Raw genomic sequence first — 22,029 nt, 5'->3', positions numbered from 1 at the left:
CGACCGATAACGGTTTGGAGGCGAACACCCGGGCGGAGGCGCTCTTGTGCCCGCACGGCCTCGCGGTACAGGCTGGCGGCCGTCCCGACCGGTCGACGCCCTGGGGGTACGGTGCCGTCCCTGTTCCGCATGCTCGACCTGCACGAGGCCGTGGAGCGCGAACGGCAGAACCCGGACGGCCGGCTCTTCGTCTCCGACTACAACGGCGGGCACCCGTACGTCGCCGACTACCTGGGCCCGCTCGCCGACACCCCGCCGTACCTGCTCGGCGACGTCACCCGGTACTCGGCGATCGACGAGGACGACGCGCTGCGGGCCAAGATCGCCCGGCTGCACGGCGAGTACGACGACGTGGAGCACGGGCCCGGCCGGGTGATCCCGGCGGGCGGCTCCAGCAGCCTGCTCGGCACCTTCTGCACCTGGCTGCACCTGAGCGGCGTACGGCGCGTCCACTACCTGCCGCCCGTCTACTACAAGTTCGCCTACCTCTTCCGGAGGTTCGGCATCGAGCCGGTCCGGGTGAGCGAGCTGCACGCCCAGCAGTCGGGCTTCGCACCGGAGTTGCCCGACGAGCGGACGGTCCTGCTGCTCACCGACCCGCTCTGGTACGCCGGTCGGCCCGTCCCCGCCGAGGTGCTCAAGCGGATCGGCGAGTGGCAACGGGCCACCGGGTCACTGGTGTTCGTGGACGGCACCTTCCAGTACCTGCGGTGGGACGGCGGCCGGCGCGAGGAGAGCGCCGCGCTGCCGGCCGACCTCACGCTGCGGCTGGTGTGCCCCACCAAGTACCTGTCCATCCACGGCTACCGCTGCGCCCACCTGCTGGTCCCCGAGCACCTGCGGGAGCCGCTCGCCGACCTGCACCTCAACCTGCACGGGGACGTCACGGTGGCCGACCGCCTGTTCGCCCACCGCGCCGCCGACCTGATGCTCGACGGGGAGGGCAACCGGCGGCTGGTGGAGCACATCCGGGCCAACCACCGGCGGATCCTGCGCAGCGGCGCGCTGCGGGAGTGCGCGCCGGTGGACACCGGGTACTTCCTGTTCGCCCGGACCGCCGCCCCGGCCGACCGGCTGCTCGCGCTCGACGAGCGCCACTTCGAACTGACCGGGCACGAGGGGTTCGTACGGATCAACCTGCTGAACGAGGCGGCACTGGACGGGTTGACGGCGCTCGCGCGGTGATCTCGTCGCGCCGGTCCCACACCGCCTTGGAGATCCGGGCGAGCAGCCGGGCCGCCGGGTCGGTGCGGTCCGTGCCGTCGGCGAGCGGGCCGGTGTAGCAGACGGCGATCAGGTAGGGCGGGCAGTCGGCCGACTGGACGAGGCCGACGCTCAGCCGGACACCGGGGAACCAGCCGTTCTTGAACGCGATCCGGGTGTTGGCCGGGAGGCCTGCGGCCAGGTCGACCCGGAAGTCGTTCTGTTCGAGGAGCGCGAGGAGTTCGGGCTCGCCGGCGAGCGAGCGCAGCAGGCGGACCAGGTCGTGGGCGCTCACCCGGTTGTGCACGCCCCGGGCGCGCGCCGCGTAGTCCTCGATCCCGCGCGGGGTGGCGCTGCGGGTGGCCCCGGCGCGCCGCCAGACGTCGGCGACGGCCTGCTGGGTGGTGCGGGCCAGGCAGAGGTTGGTGGCCAGGTTGGAGGAGTGGGTGATCATCCGCTCGGCGAGGAGGCGGAGCGGGACGTGGGTGCCCAGGAGCTCCCAGGGGAGGGGGTCGCTGTCCCAGTCCGGGTCGTTGCCGAACTCGCCGCCCACGACGGACTCGAAGCGGTTCACCACGGGGACCTCGGCATCGAGGTCGACGCCGCTGCGGCAGAGCGCGGCCAGCACCGCGACCTTCATCGTGCTCGCGGCATCGTGGAGTTCGTCCGGGTTGTGGACGAACACCGGCTTCGAGTCGCCCGTCCAGGGGGCCACCACCACAGAGAGCATGGGGGAAGCGTAGGGGAGGTCGGGGCCGGACCCCGGCTGTTGCGGCGGACGACACGAACACCCCGAACCTGCCGGGGGCGGCGCGGCCGGTCAGCCGCCGGGCGGCAGGGCCGCGGGCTTGCGCAGCAGCCACTGGCCGGCCGTCCGCCGTGACTGCCGCACGACGACGCGGCCGTGGCTCTTCCTGCCGACCAGCTCCACCCGCAGCGCGGTCCGCGTGGCGGAGACCGGGCCCCGGCGGTTCCTGACCCGGCTGAACTCCAGCGCCAGGCCGTCGGCGTCGACCACGACGTCGGGCCCGGTGATCAGGGTCAGGGTCTTGCCCCGCATGTCCAGGTCGATCCGCAGGGTGTCCCGGGTGATCACGGCCTCGGTGAAGTCGAGGGTCACGTCGCACCACTCCACCGAGAGTTCCAGCCGGCGCGGCACCACCCAGCGCCCCTCCCGCCTGACCGGGCTGAACCGCTGCTCGATCCGGACCACGTCCTTGGCCTCCACCACGGCCCCGCCGGCGGCGAGCGACACGGCCGGCAGGTCTGCGGTGAGGTCGGTCAGCTCGCCGACCGTCCGCGCCGACAGCGCGGCCTCCACGCGCTGGTCCAGCTCGTCCGAGGTCAGCCGGCCGTCGCCCGCCGCGACCCCCAGCAGCTCGACCACCCGGTCCCGGTCCTCGTGGGAGGCCCGCATCGCGGGCTGCGCGTGACGGCCGGCCGGCTTCCCGGCGGGCGAGATCTCTCCCGGCATTCTTCCCGTCCTGAACTCGACGAAGGTGTGCGCGCCGTACGGTCGGCGACACGGACCGGAACTCACGATATATCGCGATAGGGGTTCCCGCCAGACCCGTTCAGGAGGGTGTGCCCCCGCGGCGCACGGCCCCACCGGCACGGGGATGCCGCCAGGGCCCGACGAAGCGCGGAGTGGGAGGTCGGCGGGGCCGACTTCCCACTCCGCGGGCCTCCTCCGGGATCAGTTGACGAAGTAGCTGAACCCGACGGTCGCCGCGGACATCCCGGCCGCGATCTGCCGGGTCAGCGCTCCCTGACAGTTCGCCGCGGCGTACACGTCGACCGTCGCGTCCGTGAGGTTCTGGACGAGGACCGGCGACAAGGTCGGGTAGCACCCCCGTGCCGGGTTCTGCTTCGCGACTCCGTTCACCACCAGGGTCCCCGTCGCTGCCTGGGCGGGCACGGCGGACGCGAGCACTCCGGCAGCGACCAGCATCCCGACCACGGCGATTCGACGACGCATGGCTGTTCTCCTTTCCGAGGGCGCACCACGGGTGACGGCGCCCTTCCCGGCCATGGATTCCCCCAACGTCCTGTCCATGCCAGAACACCCGCCGCAATCCCCCGAACCGACGACAGCGGCCGGCCCGCGCCGCACCCGCCGGCCGCTCCCGCACCGCTGCCCCCGCTCCGTCCGGGGGTGCACCCTACCGCCGCAGGTGCCGGCTCACGTCGCCGACCAGGGTGATCCGCACCCGCCGCTCCACGAACCGCCACCGCCCGTCCTCCCCGCGCGCGAAGCGGTCGTGGTACCGGCCGGCGGCGACGGCCTGCAGCGGCAGCCCGGGCAGCGCCTGCAGCACGGTGACGTACGAACGGGCGGTCGCCGTCCCCGCCGGCTCGTCGACCTCGACCGCCACGTTGCTGGTGACGTGCTGGGTCCGCGGAGTGCCGTCGGCGTACACGACGATCGTGTCCCGGAACATCGCCTCGATCGCCTCGCCCCCGCACACCGGTCCGCCGCCGCCGACGAAGACGGCGTCGGCGAGCAGGACGCCGAGCCCCGCGAAGTCGCCGTCGTCCACGAGTTCGGCGTAGCGCGCGATCAGGTTCTCGATCGCCCGGTGGCTCGGCACCGGATCGGCGGACGCGGACATGTTCCCCCCTGGGGCCGGACGGCGGTGGCACCCCCGACCCTCCCACGCCCTGCGGACGGGTGGGAAGAACCGCTGGTGGGCCCGGCCCCCGGCGGCTACCGGCCGGGAGCGGCGGCCAGCCGGGATATCTCGGCGGCGACGGCCTCCGGCTCGGCGGCGACGGTGACGCGGGCGACGCCGTCCAGGCCTGGGTGGGAGCCGACCCGCACCGAGTGGTGCGCGTTGCGCAGCAGGTCCAGGTCGTTGATGTCGTTGCCGAAGGCGTTGTACGCCTCGATCCCCAGCGAGGTCAGCGCCTCCCACTTGTTGGTGGCGCCCGGGGCGAAGTCGATGATCGCCTCGTCGAGGTGGTGGTTGACGGTCATCCCGAGCGCGCGGCCGGCCTCGGCGAGGCCCGCCAGGTCGGTCGCGTCCACCACCAGGAACTTGACGACGGCGGGGAGTTCGGCGAGCTCCACCCGGCGGGCCAGGGCGCCCTGGTCGACCCGGCCGCGGATCGGGTGGTCGGCCGGCCCGGTGTAGGCATAGTCCCACGGGCCGTCGGCGAGGTAGCCCGCCCGGAACCGCTCGGCCTCGGCCAGCAGCCGGCCGAGTTCACCGGCCTCGAACGCGGCCCGCGCCCGCACCCGGCCGTCCACGGAGACCAGGCTGCCGTTGCCGCCGATCAGCGTCGCGGTGGGGAAGGCCCCGTCGAGGACGGGCAGGAGGTCGCGGACCGGCCGGGCGGAGGCGAAGACCAGCTGGTGGCCGGCCCGCTCGCAGGCGTCGAGGGCCGCGAGGATCCGGGTGTCGATCGTCCGCCCGTCGAAGCAGAGCGTGCCGTCGATGTCGAAGACCGTGGTGCGGGCGCTGGAAGTGATCACCGGTTGATCGTATCCAGCCGGTGCCGTACGCGATCCACCGCCCGGCACCGCCCCGGGGAAGGCCCTGGAGGTGGGCGGCCATCGGCTCGGCGCCCCGGGGCGGAGCCCGCGGTGGTCGGCCTCGTCGTAGTCGTCGCGGGAGGCGTCGTACGAGTCGCGGGAGGCCTCGTACCAGGGGTGCGCGACCAAGCCCCGCTCGCCGGTCGCCGCACCCTCCCGGCCCGGCGCGGCGCACCACCGGGCGGCGTACGGCCGTGAACGACGCGACGCCTCCCGGGTGGTACCGGTCCCCGGTCCGGGCGGCGCACCGGGCCACGAACGCTGGTGGGACGGCAGCGCCTGGACCGACGGCGTCCGGTCGGCCCGGGGCGGCTACGGCTACCCGGGCCAGGAGGCGTACCCTGCGCCGCAGGAACCGGCGGAGGGGCCGCGTACCGACGACGGGTCAGCTGTGCTGCGGGGCGGGCAGTGTCGCCGAGCCCGCGAGCAGCGGCCACTCCCGGTGGAAGGGCGGCAGCGGCAGCTTGCCCTCGATGACCGGGGTGCCGAAGACCTTCAGGTGGGCGAGCAGCGAGCCGTTCAGGTCGACGCCGCCGACCAGCGACCAACTTCCCCGCACCTGCGGCGGGTTGCCGGAGGAGTCGGCGACCAGCGAGCCGTCGGCCTGGGCGCGCAGGTAGGGGGCGACGGTGGTCTCCACGCCGACGGTGTCGTACAGGCCGACGCTGATCTCGGCGCCGAGCGCGGACCGTACGCCCGCCTTGCCGTTGAGCCTCAGGTGCACCGGGGTGACCTTGGTCTCGGCACTGGTGACCGGGGTCCAGCCCTTGCCGCCGGTGTAGTCGGCGCGCACCGCCCAGGTGCCGGTGGCGTCCTGCTCCGCCTCCAGGTGGACCTGGCCGTCGGCGCCGACCTCCAGGTAGCAGGTGAGACCGAGGTTGACGACCACCGGCAGGCCGGCGACCGTCAGGACCGGGCTGGCCTGCAGCTTGGCGAAGGGCACCCGGACCGGTGCCGCGCCGGTGCTGCGGGCGGCGTCGCCGGTGACCTTCCACCGGGCGTGGGCGCCGAGGTCGAAGCCGATCGAGGCGGTGCGCGGGCTGCCCGCCGCCGCGCCGTGGTAGGCGAAGTGGACGGCGGGGTGCAGCTGGAGCGAGCCGGACGCGTCGAGGGTGGCGCCGTCCGGCAGCGGGACGGGGGCCTTGACGTTCACCTCCAGGGTGCCGGAGGCGTCGGCCCGGACGCCGTCGCCGCTCAGGCCCGCGGTCGCCGTGAGGTCCTTGACCAGCGGCGTCACCGTGATGCCGCGCGGGTCGACGGGGACGTTGCCGTCGGCCTCGGTGCCGCCGAGGAGTTCGGCCAGGGTGGCCGGACGGGTGGTCAGGGCGAGCGTGTCGCCCGTGCCGGGACGGACGCCGGTGACGGCGACCAGCGCGCCCTGCGGGGCGGCGGCGGTGGGCGGGCTGGCGATCAGCTGCCCGGGCTGGACGGCGGCGGCCGCAGCGGTCGGGACGGCGCCCGGCGAGGCGGCGGCCGAGGCAGCGGCAGACGGCGGAGCGGTGGCCGGGGCCGTGCCGGCGGGTGCAGGGGCCCCCGCCGCCGACAGCACCGCCGTGCCGCCCGCCGGGTCGTACGCCGTCAGCTGGAGGTTCCTGGTGGCCGCCGCGACGGCGCCACCGTCCTTGCCGGGACTGCCGATAGCGGCCTGCCGGTCCCCGGCGGGCGCGGCGGTGACGGCCGCCCCGCCCGGGGTCGGACGGCCGGTGGCGGGGGTGCCCGCCTTGGCGCGCGGAGTGCTGCCGGCGGGCGGCGCGGCGGCCGCCGGGCTGCCCCCGGCGGCGGTCGGGGCCGGGTCGGCGACGGTGGCGGCGGCCGGTGCGGCACCGACCTGGGAGGAGCCGGGGCTGGTCGGCCCGCACGCGGCGGCCCCGGCGAGGACGAGGGTGAGGACGGCGGGGCCGGCGGCCCTGCCTATCGAGCTCTTGAACACGCGGCGTCATGTTACTGACGGGGAATAAGTTTGTCGAAGACCGGCCAAAAACCAGGTCCATGCAGGTTTACCCGCAGGTCATCCCGGTTGGCCGGAGCCCCGGATCATCCTGCCCGGCCGAGCCGCGCCGCCGGCAACGGCGCCCCGTCCAGCACACCGGCCCCGCCCCCGCCGGACAGCTCCGCCAGGTAGCGCGAGCGCGCCATCGGCTCGGCCCCGAGGCTCCGCACGTGCGGCCCGTCCCACTGGGCGTCGAGCAGCCGCCCGCCCGCCGCGCCGAACCGCGCCCCGAGGTCGGCGACGGCGACCCGGGCGGCGTCCGGGCGGCGGTGGAACATGGAGTCCAGGCTCAGCACCGGGCCGACCGCGACCCCGAACACCCCGCCGATCAGCTCCTCCCCCTCCCACACCTCCCCGCTGTGCGCCGCCCCCAGCTCGTGCAGCCGCAGCAGCGCTGCTGCCAACTCCTCGGTGAGCCACGCTGGTTGGCGCCCCTCGGCGCAGGCCGCCAGGACCTGCCCGAAGGCCCGGTCGGCGCTGGTCCACCAGGAGCACCGGTTGCGCAGCCGCCGCGCCAGCCGGCTGCCGAGCCGTACGCCGTCGGGCGCGATCACCGGCCGGGGGTCGGGCGACCACCAGGCCAGCGCGTACGGGTCGGCGCCGCCCGGCAGCAGCGCCACCCCGCCCGCCTCGACGGCGTCCCCGTACACCGCCTCGTTGTAGGCGCTCGCGTACACGTCCGCCGCCGGCAGCGGGAACAGCCCGCGCCGGTACGCCGCCAGCAACTCCCCGGCCGCGAGCCCCCCGAGTGACCCGCCGAAGGCCACCGGGCCGTCTCCGGGGCCGAGTCGGACGTCGAGCGAGTCGAAGACGGTCACGGCGCCGCCGCCCGCAGGAACCCCTCCCGCTCCAGGCCCGCCAGGTAGTGGTCGATCAACCCGGCGTCCACCGGCGGCAGTTCGACCCCGCTCCCGGCCAGCGCCGCGTCCGCGCCGGCCCGTTCGAACAGCGGGAACGTCGGCCGGAAGTACATCTCGCTGATCGACAGCTCCGACCCCGGCGCGCGGTCCACGAACAGCGGGACGAACGGCGCGATCGGGTGCGTCGGGTTCCCGGCGGCGAACCGGACCAGCCGCTGCACCCAGTCCCCGTACGGGAGTGGGGCGATCCGGTGGCCGCGCGCCCGCAGCCGCTCGGCGAGGTCGGCGAGGACGCCCGGCCGAGGGGAGGTGAGGTGGTAGACCTCGCCGGCGGCGGGCGCGTGCGCGGCGATGTGGGCGATTGCGCGGGCGAAGCGGTCGGCGGGGACGAAGTCGAGCAGCAGCCGCACGTCGGGGCAGGTGCCGCTGTCGGCCAGGTAGGCGATCAGCGCGCACAGTTCGGTACCGGTGTTCATCACCCCGTCCGTGAGGTCCCCGGTGACGTCGTTGGTGCGCAGCACGGTGACCGGCAGCCCGGCGGCGGCCGCGTTGTGCAGCAGCTGTTCGGCGACCCACTTGCTCTCGACGTAGCCGACGCCGAGCCGTTCCGGATGGGCGAGCGGGGTCCGCTCGGTGACCTTGGCGACGCCGGCCGCGCCGAAGCCGGCCAGCACGGCGAGGGTGGAGAGGTAGTGCACGGGGATGCCCCGGCTGTGCCCGGCGAGGCGGACGACCTCCCGGGTGCCGCCGACGTTGGCCTGCCGCAACTGGTGGTACGGGTAGAGGAAGTTGACCTGCCCGCCGAGGTGGTGGATCGCGTCCAGGTGCTCGGCCAGCCAGTCGAACCTGTCGTCCGTCAGCCCGAGCCGGGGCCGGGTGAGGTCGCCGACCAGCGGGACCACCCGCGGGTCGGCGAGGTCGTGCCGCAGGAAGCGCTGCTGCGCCGCCCGCAGCCGTTCCAACGCGTGCTCCTCGTCGGGCGCTCGGACCAGGCAGTGCACGCGCGCCCGGGTGGTGGCGAGCAGCGCGTGCAGCAGGTGGGCGCCGCAGAAGCCGGTGGCGCCGGTGAGCAGGATCTCGGCGGGGTCGGCCCGGGAGGGGGCGGGGCTCCAGGACTGCCGGAGGTCCTCGGTGAGCCGGGCCTCCGCGAACCAGTCGACGCCGGTCTCCCGCACGCCGGTCTCCCGGACCACGGGGGCCGGGGTGCGCGCGGCCCGCAGCGCCCCGGCGAAGGCGCGCAGCACGGGCTCGCGCAGCAGTGCCCGGGTGAGCGCCCGCACCTGCCCGACGTCGACGCCGAACATGATCCGTGCCCGTGCCAGCATCTCCATCGCCAGCAGCGAGGTGCCGCCGAGTGCGAAGAAGTCGCCGTCCGGGCCGACGTGTTCGAGGCCGAGCAGCTCCGCCCAGAGCTGTCCGACGGCCGCCTCCACCGCCCCCGCTCCGGCCGGGCCGGGCGGGGGCGCCGGCTCCGGGGTCGGCTCCGCCGGGCGCTCCGGCGTTCCCGCCGCCGGTCCGGGCGCCGGGCGCACCGGTGCCTGCGGCAGCCGCCGCCGGTCGATCTTCCCCGCCGCCGTGAGCGGCATCGCCTCCAGCGGCACGAACTCGGCCGGCACCAGGTACTCCGGCAGCCGCTCGGCGAGGAACGCCCGGATCGCCCCGGCCCCGCCGGCCGCCCCGGCGGCGGGCGTGTAGTAGGCGGTGAGCGTGCGGCTGCCGTCCGCCGCCTCGCCGTCGGCCGCGACCCGGGCCTGCCGGACGTCGGGGTGGGCGGCCAGGACGGCCTCGATCTCGGCCGGGTCCACCCGGTGCCCGCGCACCTTCACCTGGTCGTCGAAGCGTCCGAGGATCTCCAGCCGCCCGTCCGTGCTCCACCGCCCGGCGTCGCCGGTGCGGTACATCCGCTCACCGGGCAGCGGCGCGTACGGGTCGGGCAGGAAGGACTCGGCGGTGAGCCCGACCTGCCGCCAGTAGCCCCGGGCCAGGCCGGGCCCGCCGAGGTGGATCTGCCCCTTCTCCCCGGGCCGGACGGGGCGCAGCCGGGCGTCCAGCACGTGCACCCGCACCCCGGGCAGCGGCCGCCCGATCGGCACGGGTGCGGCGGCGGTGCCCTCCGCCCCGCCGAGCAGGTCCGCCGTGACCTCGCAGAGCGTCGAGGTGACGGCCGCCTCGGTGACCCCGTACGCGTTGAGCAGCCGGGTGCCCGGCAGCCGCTCCAGACAGCGCCGGCAGTCGTCGGCGTGCACGGCCTCCCCGCCGACCACCACCAGCCGCAGCCCCCGGGGGCCGGGCCCGCCGGGCGGGAGCAGGTCGAGCAGGTGGTGCCAGTAGGCGGGGGTGAAGTCGGCGACGGCCAGGCCCAGCCCGGGCAGCCGGCCGGCCAGCTCGGTGGGCGCCCAGGTGCCGCCCGCGCTCCCGCCGCCGCCCAGCACCACCGCCGCGCCGGCGAGCAGCGCGCCGAACACCTGCTCCAGCGCGGTGTCGGAGCCCAGCGCGGCCAGTTGCAGGACGCGTTCGCCGGGGCGCAGCCGGTAGGCGTGGACGATCCGGTCGAGGGTGAACAGCAGCGCACGGTGGGTGACCGGGACGCCCTTGGGGCGGCCGGTGGTGCCGGAGGTGTAGATCAGGTAGGCGAGGTCGTCGGGGACGGCGCCGCCGCCGTCGGAGAGCCTCCCGGCGTACGGGGACTCCCCGGCGTACGGGACCTCCCCGGGAGGCGGGAACTCCCCGGCCGCGCCGCCCTCCGGCCCGAGCACGGGCACCCGGGGCGCCCCCGGGAACCCGTCACCGTCCGCGACCACCACCCGTGCCCCGCAGTCCTCGACCAGCCGGGCCAGCCGCCGCCGGGGGTGCGCCGGGTCCAGCGGCAGGAAGGCCCCGCCGGCCTTGAGCACGGCCAGCCAGGCGGTCACCAGGCCCGTCCCGCGCTCCAGGCAGACCGGCACCACCTGCTCCGGGCCGGTCCCGCGGGCCCGCAGCGCGGCGGCCAACCGGTCGCTGCGCAGGTCGAGTTCGCGGTAGCTCAGCGTGGCGCCGTCGGCGACGACGGCGACCGCCTCCGGGTCGTGCGCCGCCCGCGCGCGGAACAGTCCGTGCACCGTGTCGGCGAATCCGGCCGCCGCCCGCCGTACCGGGGTCCCGTCGGGGAAGCCCAGTTCGGCCGGGCGCCACTCGCGTTCCACCCAGTCCCGGCAGTCGGCCCGCCGGGCCGGCCCGTGGACCTGCCACCAGCCCGCCGGGACGGTCAAGTCCCCCGGCCAGATCGCGTACTGACCGTCGCCGTTGCGGACCACGGCGTGACGGCCGGAGCTCGCATCCGTTCGTACGCCCCGTGCGCTGTCTACTGCGTCGTCCACCGGCTTGACCTCGTGCTGTGGCGGCAGAATGCTTGGGAGTGCGACATTTCCGACTATACGCACTCATGCCCCGTCGAGGACGTCCGGTCGCACCCCCACCGGACGCCTCGCTGCTGCGCGAAAGCGCTCACCCGTCCCACCGGGCACAGGCCCCGCACGCCTGGCCCGCCCAGCCCTCGCCCGAACTCCCCCGCCCGACCGGCGGGGTGATGTCGCGGAGGAGGTAGCCTCGTTGACTCGCCGGCGACAACACCTGATGGTCTGTTACCTGCTCTGGATGGTGCTGTTCACCGGCATCTACTACGTGAACCCGGGCCAGCGGATCATCTGGTGGACGGGCATCGGCCTCGGCGGCGTCGCCGCCATCGTGGTCGGCGTCCGCCTCAACCGTCCCGCGCACGCGCGCTTCTGGTACGTGCTGGCGCTCGCCAACCTCAGCTTCACCGTGGGTGAGGTGGTGCAGGCCGTCCAGCTGGACATCCTGCACCTGCCCAACCCGTTCCCGTCCGTCGCGGACGGCTTCTACCTCGCCGAGTACGTGCTGTACGCGATCGGCGTGCTGGGCTTCATCCGCTGGCGCACGGCCCGTCAGGACCTCGCCGGACTGCTCGACGCGCTCATCCCCACCATCGGGCTGGCCCTGCTCGCCTGGATCTACCTGATCCTCCCGTACGCCCGGAACCCGGACCTCACCTGGTTCCAGCGGGCCGTCTCGATCGCCTACCCGCTCGGCGACGTGGTGGTGCTCGCCCTGCTGATGCGCCTGCTGACCGCACGCGGCGGCAACTCCCGCTCGCTGCAGCTGCTCGCCGTCGGCTCGCTCGGCATCCTGGTCTCCGACGTGCTGTACGGGCTGATCCAGCTGCACGGCACCTGGCACATCGGCACGCCCGTCGAACTCGGCTGGGCCGCCTTCTACACCGCCTGGGGCGCGGCCGCGCTGCACCCCTCGATGGTCGAGCTGACCCGGCCGGTGCCCACCCAGCACCCGGACCTGAGCCCCGCCCGGCTGGCGCTGCTCACCCTCGCCTCGCTGATCGCCCCGACGATGCTGATCATCGAGTCGCTGGCCGGCAACACCAGCAACGCGGGCGTGATCGGCGCCTTCTCCGCGCTGCTCTACCTGCTGGTGCTGGCCCGGCTGGCGGTGGTGGTCTCCGCCCGCAGACAGGCCCTCGCCCGCGAGCGGGCGCTGCGCGAGGCGGGCGCCCGGCTGACCGGGGCCGTCACGGTGGAGGAGGTCGCGGACGCCGTCCAGTCCGCCGCCTCCACCCTGATGCCGGCCGAGGCCGGGCACGTCGCCCTGCTGGCGGTGACCGAGGACGGCGTGCTGCACGTCCGGCACGCCGGGAGCGGCGCCGCCCGGCCCCGGCCGGGGGACGCCGCGTCGTCCGACCAGGTGCTCGAACTGGCCGCCGCCCGGGAGACCCTACTGCTGCCCGTGGCCTCGCTGGGCCTGGAGGCCGTCGGCCCGCCCGACGGCACCGCGAAGGCCGGGGGCACGAAGAACGGGAGCGCGAAGAACGGCACCGCGAAGGCCGGGAGCGCGAAGAACGGCAGCGCGAGGAACGGTGCCGCGCGGCCCGACGGCGAGCGGCGCGGCCGCCTCGGCGGCATGCCGTACGCCCTGGTCTGCCCGCTCACCCTCGCCGAGCGCCCCTCCGGCGACCCGCTGATCGGCGCGCTCATCGTCACCGGCACCGAGCAGGAGCTGACCAGCCTCTGGAGCTCGCTGGAGATCCTCGCCGCACAGGCCGCCCTCGCCGTCGAGCGGGTGGTGCTGAGCCGGGAGGTCACCCGCCGCAACAGCGAGCTGTACTTCCGCACCCTGGTGCAGAACGCCAGCGACGTCATCCTGATCCTCGACGCGGACGACGGCGTGCGCTACGCCTCCCCGTCCGCCGAGACGGTGCTCGGCCACCCGGACCTGGCCGGCACCCTGCTGACCGACCTGGTCCCGCCCGAGGACAGCCGGGAGGTCGGCAAGGCACTGGCCCGGATGCGGGAGGCGGCCGACCAGCCCCGGGGCGAGCAGCCGCGCGAGCACTGGCGGCTGCTGCGCCAGGACCGCACCCCGATCGAGGCCGAGGTCCGCTTCAACGACCTGCGCGCGGACCCGACCGTCGGCGCCCTGGTGCTCACCCTGCGCGACGTGACCGAGCAGCGGCGGATGGAGCGGGAGCTGACCCACCGGGCCTTCCACGACTCGCTGACCGGCCTGGCCAACCGGGTGCTGTTCCAGGACCGGGTCGGCCACGCGCTGTCCCGGGGCGAGCGCAGCGGGGCGGTCACCGGGGTGCTCTTCATCGACCTGGACGACTTCAAGGTGGTCAACGACACCCAGGGCCACGCGGTCGGCGACGAGCTGCTGGTCGCCGTCTCGCTGCGGATCTCCACCGCGCTGCGCGCCTCGGACACCGCCGCCCGGCTCGGCGGCGACGAGTTCGCCGTGCTGGTGGAGGACGCCAGGCGGCCGGCCGACGTGGACATCATCGCGGCCGGGGTGCTGGCGGTGTTCGCCGAGCCGTTCCGGCTGAAGTCGGGCGCGGTCCGGGTGAGCGCCAGCATCGGCGTGGCGACCACCGAGGACAGCGTGGACGCCGCCGAGCTGCTCACCCACGCCGACCTCGCGCTCTACTCCGCCAAGGCGGCCGGCCGCCGCCAGTGGTGCCACTACCGGCCGGCCCTGCAGACCGGGATGGTGGAGCGGCACGAGCTGAACGAGCACCTCGACTCGGCGATCGCGGAGTCGGCCTTCCAGCTGTACTACCAGCCGATCGTCGACCTGCGCTCGGGCGATCTGGTCGCCTTCGAGGCGCTGGTCCGCTGGCCGCACGACCGGCGCGGCATGGTGCTGCCCGACGAGTTCATCGCCCTGGCCGAGGAGAGCGGCCAGATCGTCCCGCTCGGCGCCTGGGTGCTGGAGCGCGCCGCCCAGGAGGCCGCCGCCTGGCAGGCCGCGAGCTCCGCGGCCCGTACCGCCGCCGGCCGGCCGCCGCTGCGGGTCAACGTCAACGTATCGGCGCGCCAGTTCCGCGACGCCGGCTTCGTGGACGTGGTCCGCCGGTCGCTGGCCACCTCCGGCATCGACCCGCACACCCTGGTCCTGGAGCTCACCGAGTCCGTGCTGATGCGCCGCGACGACCGCATCCACGCCGACATGGCCACCCTGTCCGGCCTGGGCGTCGGCATCGCCATCGACGACTTCGGCACCGGCTACTCCTCGCTGTCCTACCTGCGCGAGTTCCCGATCTCCCTGCTCAAGATCGACAAGTCCTTCATCGACGGCCTCGGCCACTCGCCCCAGCAGTACGCCCTGGTCGAGGGCATCACCCGGATCGCCGACACCCTCGGGGTCCAGGTCATCGCCGAGGGCATCGAGCACCCCGAACAGCGCGACCTGCTCGCCGCCATGGGCTGCCCGCTCGGCCAGGGGTACCTCTTCGCCCACCCCATGGACTCCCCCAGGGCCCGCGCCCTGGTCGGCGGGACCTCCTTCGAACCGGCCTGAGGCCCCGGAGACCTCCGACGAACCGGCCCGAGGCCCCGGGACCGGGCCCCGGCCGGTCAGGAGTTCGCGCGGACCAGGTCGAGCAGCCCCGGGAAGCGCCGGTCCAGGTCCTCGCGGCGCAGGGTGGCCGCACGGCTGTTGCCGCGGTCGACCTGGCGGATCAGGCCCGCCTCGCGCAGCACCCGGAAGTGGTGGGTGAGCGTGGACTTGGAGACCGGGAGGTCGAAGGAGGCACAGGTGCGCGCCGTCCCCTCGGCCTCCCGCAGCAGGGCGGCGACCACCCCGTAGCGCAGCGGATCGGCGAGCGCGTTGAGCACCGTGCGCAGGTCCATCTCCTCGGTCGAGGGGTGGCCTTCCGGGTCGGGCATCGGATCCTCCATCGCCAGGCGTCCTCAGGTACGGGTTGCATCGTACCTCGATCGCATGACACCGTGAGGTTCGACCAAATCCGTACCTGGCCGTCCGGACCGACGGCCGGTCCAGCCTGGAGTCACGCCGTCTTGCGCACCCAGAGCCCGCCCTCCGCCGCACCCTCCGCCGACGCGGAGGGCCCGTACCCCGGCCGCACCCTGACACTGGCCGCCGTCCTCCTCGCGGTCTTCGTCGTCCCCATGTCCATCTCCGGCACCGCGGTCGCCCTCCCGCGGATCGGCGCCGGCACCCACGCCGACCTGGCCCCGCTCCAGTGGGTGGTCAACGCCTTCAACGTGGCCTTCGCCTGCTTCACCCTGGTCTGGGGCTCGGTCGCCGACGTGATCGGCCGGGTCCGGGCCTTCGCGGCCGGCGTCGCCCTCTACGCCCTCGGCTCACTGGCCAGCGCCGTCGCCACCGACGTCCGCTGGCTGGACGCCGCCCGCGCGCTCACCGGCATCGGCGGCGCCGCGATCTTCTCCTGCGGCGCGGCGATCCTCTCCACCGTCTTCGCCGGTCCGGCCCGCGCCAGGGCCTTCGCGCTGTTCGGCACCACCGCCGGGGTCGGCGTCGCCATCGGCCCCTCCCTGGCCGGCGTGCTGGTGCAGGGCGTCGGCTGGCGCTGGGTGTTCGCCCTGCACGCCGTCGCCCTGGCCGCGGTCCTGCTCGCGCTGCCCGCGATCTCCCGCGCCGTGCCCGCCGACACCCGCGGCGGACGGATCGACGTCCCCGGCAGCGCCCTGTTCGTGCTCGCCATGGTGCTGCTCACCACCGCCATCGTGCAGGGCTCCCAGTGGGGTTGGGGCAGCGCGGGCGTCCTCGGCCTGTTCCTCGGCGCGGCCCTCGTGCTGGCCGTTTTCGCCGTCGTCGAGCGGCGCAGCGCCCACCCGGTGCTGGACCTCGGCCTGCTGCGCGACCGCCGCTTCCTCGGCCTCTGCCTGGTGCCGGTGGCCGCCTCCTTCGGCTTCGTCACCCTGCTCACCTACCTGCCGAGCTACCTCACCGCCGTCACCGGCCGCGGCACCGGCGCCGCCGGACTGCTGATGCTGCTGCTCACCGCGCCGGTGCTGGTCCTGCCGCTGCTCGCCGCCGGGCTGGTCTCGCGCGGCGTGCCCGCGCTCACCCTGATCCTCCTCAGCCTGGCCTGCCTGGTGGCCGGCGACCTCACCCTCACCCTGCTCTCCCCCTCCGTCACCGTCCTGATGCTCGTCGTCCCGATGCTGGTCACCGGCGCCGGGATGGGCCTGTCCGCCGGGCTGGTCGACGGCCTGGCGCTGGAGCTGGTCGAGCCGGCCAAGGCGGGCATGGCGGCCGGCTTCCTCAACACCCTGCGCCTGGGCAGCGAGGCCGTCGCCGTCGCGGTGTACGGCTCCGCGCTGGCCACCGTGCTGGGCACCCGGATCGCCGACGGCATCGGCGCGCACCCGGGTGCCGCCCGGGCCGGCGAGGTCGCCGACCGGGCGGCCGGCGGGGACCTCGCGGGCGCCGCCGAACTGTCCGGCGCCACCGAGCGCCGGGCCTTCACGGACTTCCTCGCGCACTCCTACGACTCCGCGTTCCACTCCGTGCTGTGGGGCCTGGCGGCCGTCGGCGCGGTGCTGGGCGTCGTGATCGCGGCGCTGCTGCGCGGCGGCGGGCGGCGACGGCACGGGGCCTGACCGGTGCCGGTGCCGATGGGAGCGGCCCGCCACGGCGGGCCGCTCCGGAGGCCGTTCGGATCAGCCCAGCGGCAGCTCCAACCGGGACTCGCTCCCGCTCGGCGAGCCGATCGTGACGGTGCCCTTCTTCGCGGCGTAGGAGTACAGGTCGTCACGGCTGTTGACGACCAGGGCCAGCCGGTGGCCGCTCCGCACGTCGTACGAGGCGGCCTGGAGCTTCCAGCCGACGGTGGTGTCCGCGTCCGGGGTGAGACCGGTCGCGGTGTACGGCTCGTGGGTGATGATCCGCGCGGTGCCGTCCGGGGCGACGTCGAACAGGTAGGCCACCAGGGTCGCGGCCTCCTCGGTGCTGCGCACCGTGAGCCGGACCTCGGCGGCTCCCCTGATCCGGCGCGCCGCGTCGCCGCTCTGCGCCGTCAGCTCGTCCGTCGACCAGGACAGCAGCCGCGACGGCTCGAACTGCTCCAGGTCGTAGCGCTTGGGATTGCCGAACCACTCCTTCCCGCCGGTCGCGAGGAGCTCCCCCGCGTTGGCCTCGGTCGCGGAGCCGGCGGTGAAGTCCCGTGACCACCCGGCGGCCGGCTTGTCGGTCAGCGCGCCCTCGCCGGTGAGGTGCCAGGTCTCCCCGCCGGTGGTGATCTCGCTCCACGACGCGTAGGACTCCCGGTGCGCGGGGACGGTGATCTTGTTGCCGATGACGGTGCGGGTGGTCTCGTAGGTGAACATGGACTGGTTGACCACCTGCGGCCAGGTCGGCACCTCGTTGTCCCGGTCGAGCAGGTAGTGGTCCAGCCAGGCGTAGGCCTCCTGGATCGGTACCTCCAGGCCGGGGAACGGCAGTCCGGACACCAGGCCGGCCAGGCCGGGGCCCTCGGGGGCGCCGTGGTCGCCGATCCAGAGGTTGAGGTGCTTCGGCACCGTCAGCTCCTCGAACGTCTCGACCACCGGGCCGACCGGGAAGAGCGTCTCGTGCCAGGTGTTCGAGATGAACGTCGGGATGCCGCGCTCGTTCGTCCGGCCCACGTGGGTCTGCGGGGAGCGCTTGGTGCCCCAGGCGACGACCTCGTCCAGGTTCTCGCCGTTCTCGAAGTCCTTGAGGATCCGGACGGTCTCCTCGTCGAACTTCTCCTCCAGCACCTCCGGGTCGCCACCGGTGAAGCCGATCAGCGCCTTGACGGCGGCGGTGTGCCGGGTGCCGTTGTCGTAGAGGCTGGTGGCCAGGTTGCCCCAGGTGCTCAGGGCGACGACCGCGTCGACCCTGTCCTGCGGGTCGTGGGCGGCCACCAACTGGCTGATCCCGGAGCCGTAGGACTCGCCGAGGAATCCGATCCGACTGGGCTCGAAGTACCGCTCCGCGAAGTCGATCACCCTCGCGCCGTCGGCCCAGTCCTTGTCGCCGCCGACGTCGATGAACCCCTGGGAGGTGGACAGCCAGCCCTTCTTGCCGAGGCCGCGCGGGGTGTAGGCGAGGACGTGGTACCCCTTTCGCGCCAGCGTGAGGTACAGGTACAGGAAGGGCAGCCAGCCGTACGGGTTCCAGCCTGCGGGCACGATCACGACCGGGTGGGGCCCGCCGTCACGGAGCTTGACGGCGAGCCCCGAGAGCCGGACGTCGTCGGCGCCGTCGATCCCGGGGAGCTCGGTCGTGGCCTTCTCCCGCACCTCGGCCACCAGTTCCGCCAGCGCCGGCGGCAGCTGCACGCCCGACTCGCCCCGGAGCGCCGCGAGCAGGGCCTCGGACACCCCCAGGACGGACGCGCTGGGGGTGAGGCCGTCGCCCCAGACGCCGTTGGTGGCGATGTCGGTGAGCGTGGCCTCCGTGATCGACGGGATCGGCTCTCCACTGATGCTGGTCATGCGAACCACCCTTTCCGCAACGGATACTGACCGCATCCTGGTCACGGCGGACGGAATCAAACTGACTCATCATCAGATTCACTGGAACGAGTGGACTCTGCGGTCAGCTCCTGACGACGGCGGAAGGATCTTCACACCCGCCGAGGAGCCGTTCCCGGAGTTCGGCGGTGCACATCATGTAGCCGTCCGGGGTGGGCACGTGGGCGAGGTAGTGGGCGAGGTCCGAACCCAGCGCGAACACCCGCACCGGGGTGCCCGTGGCGCGCGCGGACTCCACCACCCTGCGCAGCCCGTCCAGGACGGCCGGGTGCCGGGTCTGGTAGGACTCCGCCACCAGGTGGTTGCCGCGGTCCGCGGCGAGGTAGAACTGCACCAGGTCCTTCACCCCGACGAACAGTTCGCCGGCGCCGGCCGCGCAGATCTCCGCCGTGGCGTGCACCGCCGCGGGCGTCTCGATGAACGCGGACAGCGGCACCTCGGGCGGCAGTTCGAGGTGCTTCCTGAGCTGGGCGAACTCCTCCGCGTCGTTCAGGAACGGGACGGACAGGTGCACCCGGCCGGCGGCGTCGCCGAGCCGCTCGCGCAGCGAGCCCAGCATGGCGTGCAGCGCGTCCCGGTAGGCGGCCGACCCCAGCAGCCAGCGGGCGCCGTGCAGGCCCAGCTCGGGGTTGGGTTCGACCGCGACCGGGGCCTGCTCGGTGACGCTGGCGGCGTGGTCGGAGCGGAGGTCGAGCATCCTCAGGACCAGCCGCTGGCCGGGCAGCAGCGCCTCGACGAAGGTGCACAGCCGGTCCGCGAGGGCCCGTCCGTAGGCCACCGCCTCGGCGGGGCCGCCGGCCAGCGAGTCGAGCGGGCTCAGCGCCGCCGCCAGGCAGAGGAACTCCTCCCGGATGAAGAAGCACTCGACCCGCTCCGCCTCCGGGCCGCAGGAGTTGATCGTGCGGATGTCCCGCAGGTCCGCGATGACCGCGCACGCCGAACCGAGGTCGTCCAGCGAGGGGCGCCCGGGCCCGGCACTCCGGTCGGCCCCTGCCCCGAGCACGATCGACTCGCTCTCGAGGTCCACCACCACCTCGCCGACCAGGAGGTCGAGGTCCTCCTGGTCGACGCGGAGCACCGGTATCCCGCGGCCGCGGCAGAGCGACTGCATGTGGCCGGTCAGCCCACCCTCACCGCAGACGACCGCGCGGGCCACCACGATCGCCTCGTACAGGCCCGCGTCGAGGGAAGGGGCGACGAGGACGGACCCCTCCAGTGGACGTCTCGTGCGATTGCAGGCACCTCGCACTTCGCTCTGTGTACCACCGGTCAGCAGGGATCCCTGAATCCGTCGCCCGTTCAACTACTCCTCCTGTTCTTCGGCGGTCGCCAGTCCCAGCTGTCGGCGCAGTTGTCGTGGCGTCACGGAAACATCGGTGAGCCGTTCGACCGCGGCCCGGTTGACGGCCACCCTCATCAGGCGGTCGTGCCGGGCGGCATCCGCCGCGTGGGCCGGACGTTCGCCCATGGACCGAATGCGGGTCTCCAGTTGGGAATCGAGCCTCTCCCGCTCGATTCGACCGCGTGAGGCCAATCTCCTCGCCTCCATAACCACAGCGTCCTCGAATCCTCCCGGCGCCGCTTCCTCCAGATTGCCGTCACCTCCGTGGCGCCGGGCGAGGAATTCGGCCACGCCTTCCGCCGTGTTCCGCGGGGAAATGCCGACGCCCGGTTCCGGTTCCAGCTCCAGTCGTTCCACCACGTGGGCGGCCACCGCGATCGAGTGGTTCTTGATGGCGGCGAGGTTGAAGGTGAACGCACCGGTCCGCCCGTTGCGCACCATCTCGTCGCCCTCCCGCAGCACGCCGACCGCGGAGATCGGTCCGGGCTCCCCGTCGGCGCCCAGCAGCACCCCCCGCGCGTCGACCTCCAGGCCGCGCCCGGTGCGCTCGTGGGGCACCGCGAGCCCGCGCCGCAGGACGTTCCGCCAGAGCGGCTGGTCGACCCTGCCGTAGTCCGACTCCCGGCCGAAGTTGGACACCACCAGGTCCGCCTCGATGGCGTGCGTCCGCTCCGGGGACGCGACCGACACCGCCAGCCGGCCCGACTCCGCCGGCCGGACCCCCTCCACCTTGCCGACGACCAGCCTCACCGGCCCGTCCACCGGGTGCATGGCGCGCTCGATGACCGCCATCGTGTACTCCAGCACCCCGACCCGCAGCGCGGCCAGCGCGGTCCCGAACTCGTCCAGCAGAGCCCGCAGTTCCGCGGACGGGATGCGCTCGACGGCCTCCGGCAGGTGCGGCTCCCACGCCTTGACCACCCGCTCGGCGACCACCGCCGGGGCGATGTCGGGATGCTCCCGGACGACCGTCGCGCACGCCGTGTCCCACTCGGCCCGCAGCCGGGCGAGGAACTCCTCACGGTTCCGGTAGGGCTCCAGCAACGACTTCGGGCAGGGCAGGCGCACCACCCCGTGCTCGTGGCCGCCGGGGTACGTCCGGAACAGGGTGCCGGTCCTGGAGATCAGGTGGATCCGCCCGGTGTGGCCCCGGCGCAGCAGGAGGCCCGCCGAGTCGTAGGCGCTCAATACCGAGCCGACGATCGCGACCGTTGCCTCGGAACGGAGGTCCGCGAGCTTCCGGATTCCGGCCGCGGAGTAGGGGTTGCGCACGAAGGACGCATGGGTGCGGACCTCGGAGGCGAAGGCCGGCTCCCGGAGTTCGAGACCGGTCGCGAGGACGACGTGGTCGGCGCGGAGCACGGTGGCCGCCCGGCCCGGACCGCCTTCCACGGCGAACCGTTCCACCGTCACGTCGACGCGGCCGGATCGGACTTCGAGGTCGACCGCTTCGCCGTCCGCCTCGACGAGCACGACACCCGGGCTGGCCTCACGCCGCGCCTCGGCCAGCCGGTCGACCAGGTAGTCCTGGAAGATCCGTCGGGGCGCCGGCCCCTGCTCGACGAACCGGAGGCCGGCCCAGGGCTCCGGCCAACCGCCGCGGTCCGCCTCGTGGTTGGCCCAGCGGACGAAGTCGAGCACGTCCTCGCGGAACACCGACATCCGGCCCGCCTGGATGTTGAACACGTGGTCCCAGGGGTTGCCGTCCCGGTGGTAGGCGACCCCGGCGCACCGGTAGTCGGGACGCCGTTCCAGCAGGACGATCTCCAGCGGCCCGCGCGCGAAGCAGAGCAGCCGGATGGCCGTGGCCGTCCCGGCCAGGCCCGCCCCGACTATCAGGACTCTTGGACACGTACCCGTTCGACTCATGGTGAAGCCTCCCCCTCGAAGGATGGGAACCCGGCCCCGCCGCCCCGGACGCCGGACACGGGTTCTGCCGGCGACGTGCCGCCCGGAAGGAGCGAAGCGCTGTCCGAACTACGGCGATCGGCCGCCCCGCCCCTTCCGCCCCGGCCGCGTTCCCGGAGCTCACGGGGAAGGGAACCTTCACCGGCCCCAGGATCCTAGAACAGGCGATCCACCACGTCATGACGACCGGTCAGGAAGGTTTGCGGCGGGTGAGGAGGTTGCCTCGGGTGCGGCGGGCACGGCGAGTGCGGGGAGTGCGGGGGAGTGCGGGGAGTGCGGCGGGCGCCACGGTTACGGCGGACACGGCGATGCGGCGGTTACGGCGGTTACGGCGGTTACGGCGCAAGCTTGTTGGCACA

General features: G+C 74.3%; 15 protein-coding genes and 1 pseudogene. 4 read left to right on the top strand and 12 right to left on the bottom strand.

Features of this window, described 5'->3' with window-relative positions; genetic code table 11:
- The first annotated feature begins 129 nt into the window (after positions 1–129).
- Positions 130–1,185 (top strand): aminotransferase class I/II-fold pyridoxal phosphate-dependent enzyme, encoded by a 1,056-nt coding sequence (locus ACZ5GH_RS28225; RefSeq protein ID WP_464335634.1) that lies wholly within the window; start codon positions 130–132, stop codon positions 1,183–1,185.
- Here ACZ5GH_RS28225 and ACZ5GH_RS28220 read toward each other — a convergent pair.
- From ACZ5GH_RS28220 to ACZ5GH_RS28200, 5 genes are all read right to left on the bottom strand, one after another.
- Positions 1,133–1,933 carry a serine hydrolase gene (locus ACZ5GH_RS28220; RefSeq protein ID WP_387757492.1) on the bottom strand — a complete coding sequence of 267 codons (801 nt, stop codon included), beginning with the start codon at positions 1,931–1,933 and terminating at the stop codon, positions 1,133–1,135. The two genes, ACZ5GH_RS28225 and ACZ5GH_RS28220, sit on opposite strands and share 53 nt — an antisense overlap.
- Before the next feature lie 90 nt (positions 1,934–2,023).
- The gene (locus tag ACZ5GH_RS28215) at positions 2,024–2,677 is read right to left on the bottom strand and encodes a DUF1707 domain-containing protein (protein WP_464335633.1); all 654 of its coding nucleotides are present in this window, start codon (positions 2,675–2,677) and stop codon (positions 2,024–2,026) included.
- 222 nt (positions 2,678–2,899) lie between these two features.
- The gene (locus tag ACZ5GH_RS28210; protein ID WP_401110208.1) at positions 2,900–3,181 is read right to left on the bottom strand and encodes a hypothetical protein; all 282 of its coding nucleotides are present in this window, start codon (positions 3,179–3,181) and stop codon (positions 2,900–2,902) included.
- A gap of 184 nt (positions 3,182–3,365) precedes the next feature.
- On the bottom strand, positions 3,366–3,815 hold the full coding sequence (locus tag ACZ5GH_RS28205) for a nuclear transport factor 2 family protein (RefSeq protein ID WP_464335632.1): 450 nt from the start codon (positions 3,813–3,815) through the stop codon (positions 3,366–3,368).
- Positions 3,816–3,910: 95 nt separating this feature from the next.
- Positions 3,911–4,678: an HAD hydrolase family protein gene (locus ACZ5GH_RS28200; protein WP_387757487.1), complete on the bottom strand. Its 768-nt coding sequence runs from the start codon at positions 4,676–4,678 to the stop codon at positions 3,911–3,913.
- Positions 4,679–4,955: 277 nt separating this feature from the next.
- Here ACZ5GH_RS28200 and ACZ5GH_RS28195 point away from each other — a divergent pair.
- Positions 4,956–5,009: pseudogene (locus ACZ5GH_RS28195) on the top strand (hypothetical protein); the annotation flags it as partial.
- Positions 5,010–5,123: 114 nt separating this feature from the next.
- On the opposite strand, the gene ACZ5GH_RS28190 reads toward ACZ5GH_RS28195, so the two are convergent.
- The 3 genes from ACZ5GH_RS28190 to ACZ5GH_RS28180 form a co-directional block, all read right to left on the bottom strand.
- Positions 5,124–6,668: a hypothetical protein gene (locus tag ACZ5GH_RS28190; protein ID WP_464335631.1), complete on the bottom strand. Its 1,545-nt coding sequence runs from the start codon at positions 6,666–6,668 to the stop codon at positions 5,124–5,126.
- A 104-nt stretch (positions 6,669–6,772) separates the two neighbouring features.
- A complete protein-coding gene (locus ACZ5GH_RS28185) occupies positions 6,773–7,546 on the bottom strand; it encodes a leucyl/phenylalanyl-tRNA--protein transferase (RefSeq protein ID WP_464335630.1) in 774 nt (257 codons plus the stop codon).
- The gene (locus ACZ5GH_RS28180) at positions 7,543–10,944 is read right to left on the bottom strand and encodes an amino acid adenylation domain-containing protein (protein WP_464335629.1); all 3,402 of its coding nucleotides are present in this window, start codon (positions 10,942–10,944) and stop codon (positions 7,543–7,545) included. Before ACZ5GH_RS28180 ends, ACZ5GH_RS28185 begins: the two co-directional genes overlap by 4 nt.
- 232 nt (positions 10,945–11,176) lie before the next feature.
- Here ACZ5GH_RS28180 and ACZ5GH_RS28175 point away from each other — a divergent pair, with 232 nt between their 5' ends.
- Positions 11,177–14,455: an EAL domain-containing protein gene (locus ACZ5GH_RS28175; RefSeq protein WP_464335628.1), complete on the top strand. Its 3,279-nt coding sequence runs from the start codon at positions 11,177–11,179 to the stop codon at positions 14,453–14,455.
- A gap of 56 nt (positions 14,456–14,511) precedes the next feature.
- Here ACZ5GH_RS28175 and ACZ5GH_RS28170 read toward each other — a convergent pair whose 3' ends face one another.
- Positions 14,512–14,823, bottom strand: a complete 312-nt coding sequence (locus ACZ5GH_RS28170) for an ArsR/SmtB family transcription factor (RefSeq protein WP_387757481.1) — start codon at positions 14,821–14,823, stop codon at positions 14,512–14,514.
- Positions 14,824–15,066: 243 nt separating this feature from the next.
- On the opposite strand from ACZ5GH_RS28170, the gene ACZ5GH_RS28165 reads away from it, so the two are divergent.
- Positions 15,067–16,524 carry an MFS transporter gene (locus tag ACZ5GH_RS28165; protein ID WP_464336882.1) on the top strand — a complete coding sequence of 486 codons (1,458 nt, stop codon included), beginning with the start codon at positions 15,067–15,069 and terminating at the stop codon, positions 16,522–16,524.
- Positions 16,525–16,584: 60 nt separating this feature from the next.
- On the opposite strand, the gene ACZ5GH_RS28160 is transcribed toward ACZ5GH_RS28165, so the two are convergent.
- From ACZ5GH_RS28160 to ACZ5GH_RS28150, 3 genes are all read right to left on the bottom strand, one after another.
- Positions 16,585–18,381, bottom strand: a complete 1,797-nt coding sequence (locus ACZ5GH_RS28160; protein WP_464335627.1) for an alpha/beta fold hydrolase — start codon at positions 18,379–18,381, stop codon at positions 16,585–16,587.
- Positions 18,382–18,484: 103 nt separating this feature from the next.
- On the bottom strand, positions 18,485–19,723 hold the full coding sequence (locus ACZ5GH_RS28155; RefSeq protein ID WP_387757478.1) for a putative PEP-binding protein: 1,239 nt from the start codon (positions 19,721–19,723) through the stop codon (positions 18,485–18,487).
- Entirely contained in the window at positions 19,724–21,631 is a 1,908-nt protein-coding gene (locus ACZ5GH_RS28150) for an FAD/NAD(P)-binding protein (RefSeq protein ID WP_464335626.1), read from the bottom strand.
- Positions 21,632–22,029 lie beyond the last annotated feature (398 nt).

The sequence above is a fragment of the Kitasatospora sp. Xyl93 genome (assembly GCF_055383135.1).
This window is presented reverse-complemented; position numbering and strand designations above follow the sequence as displayed.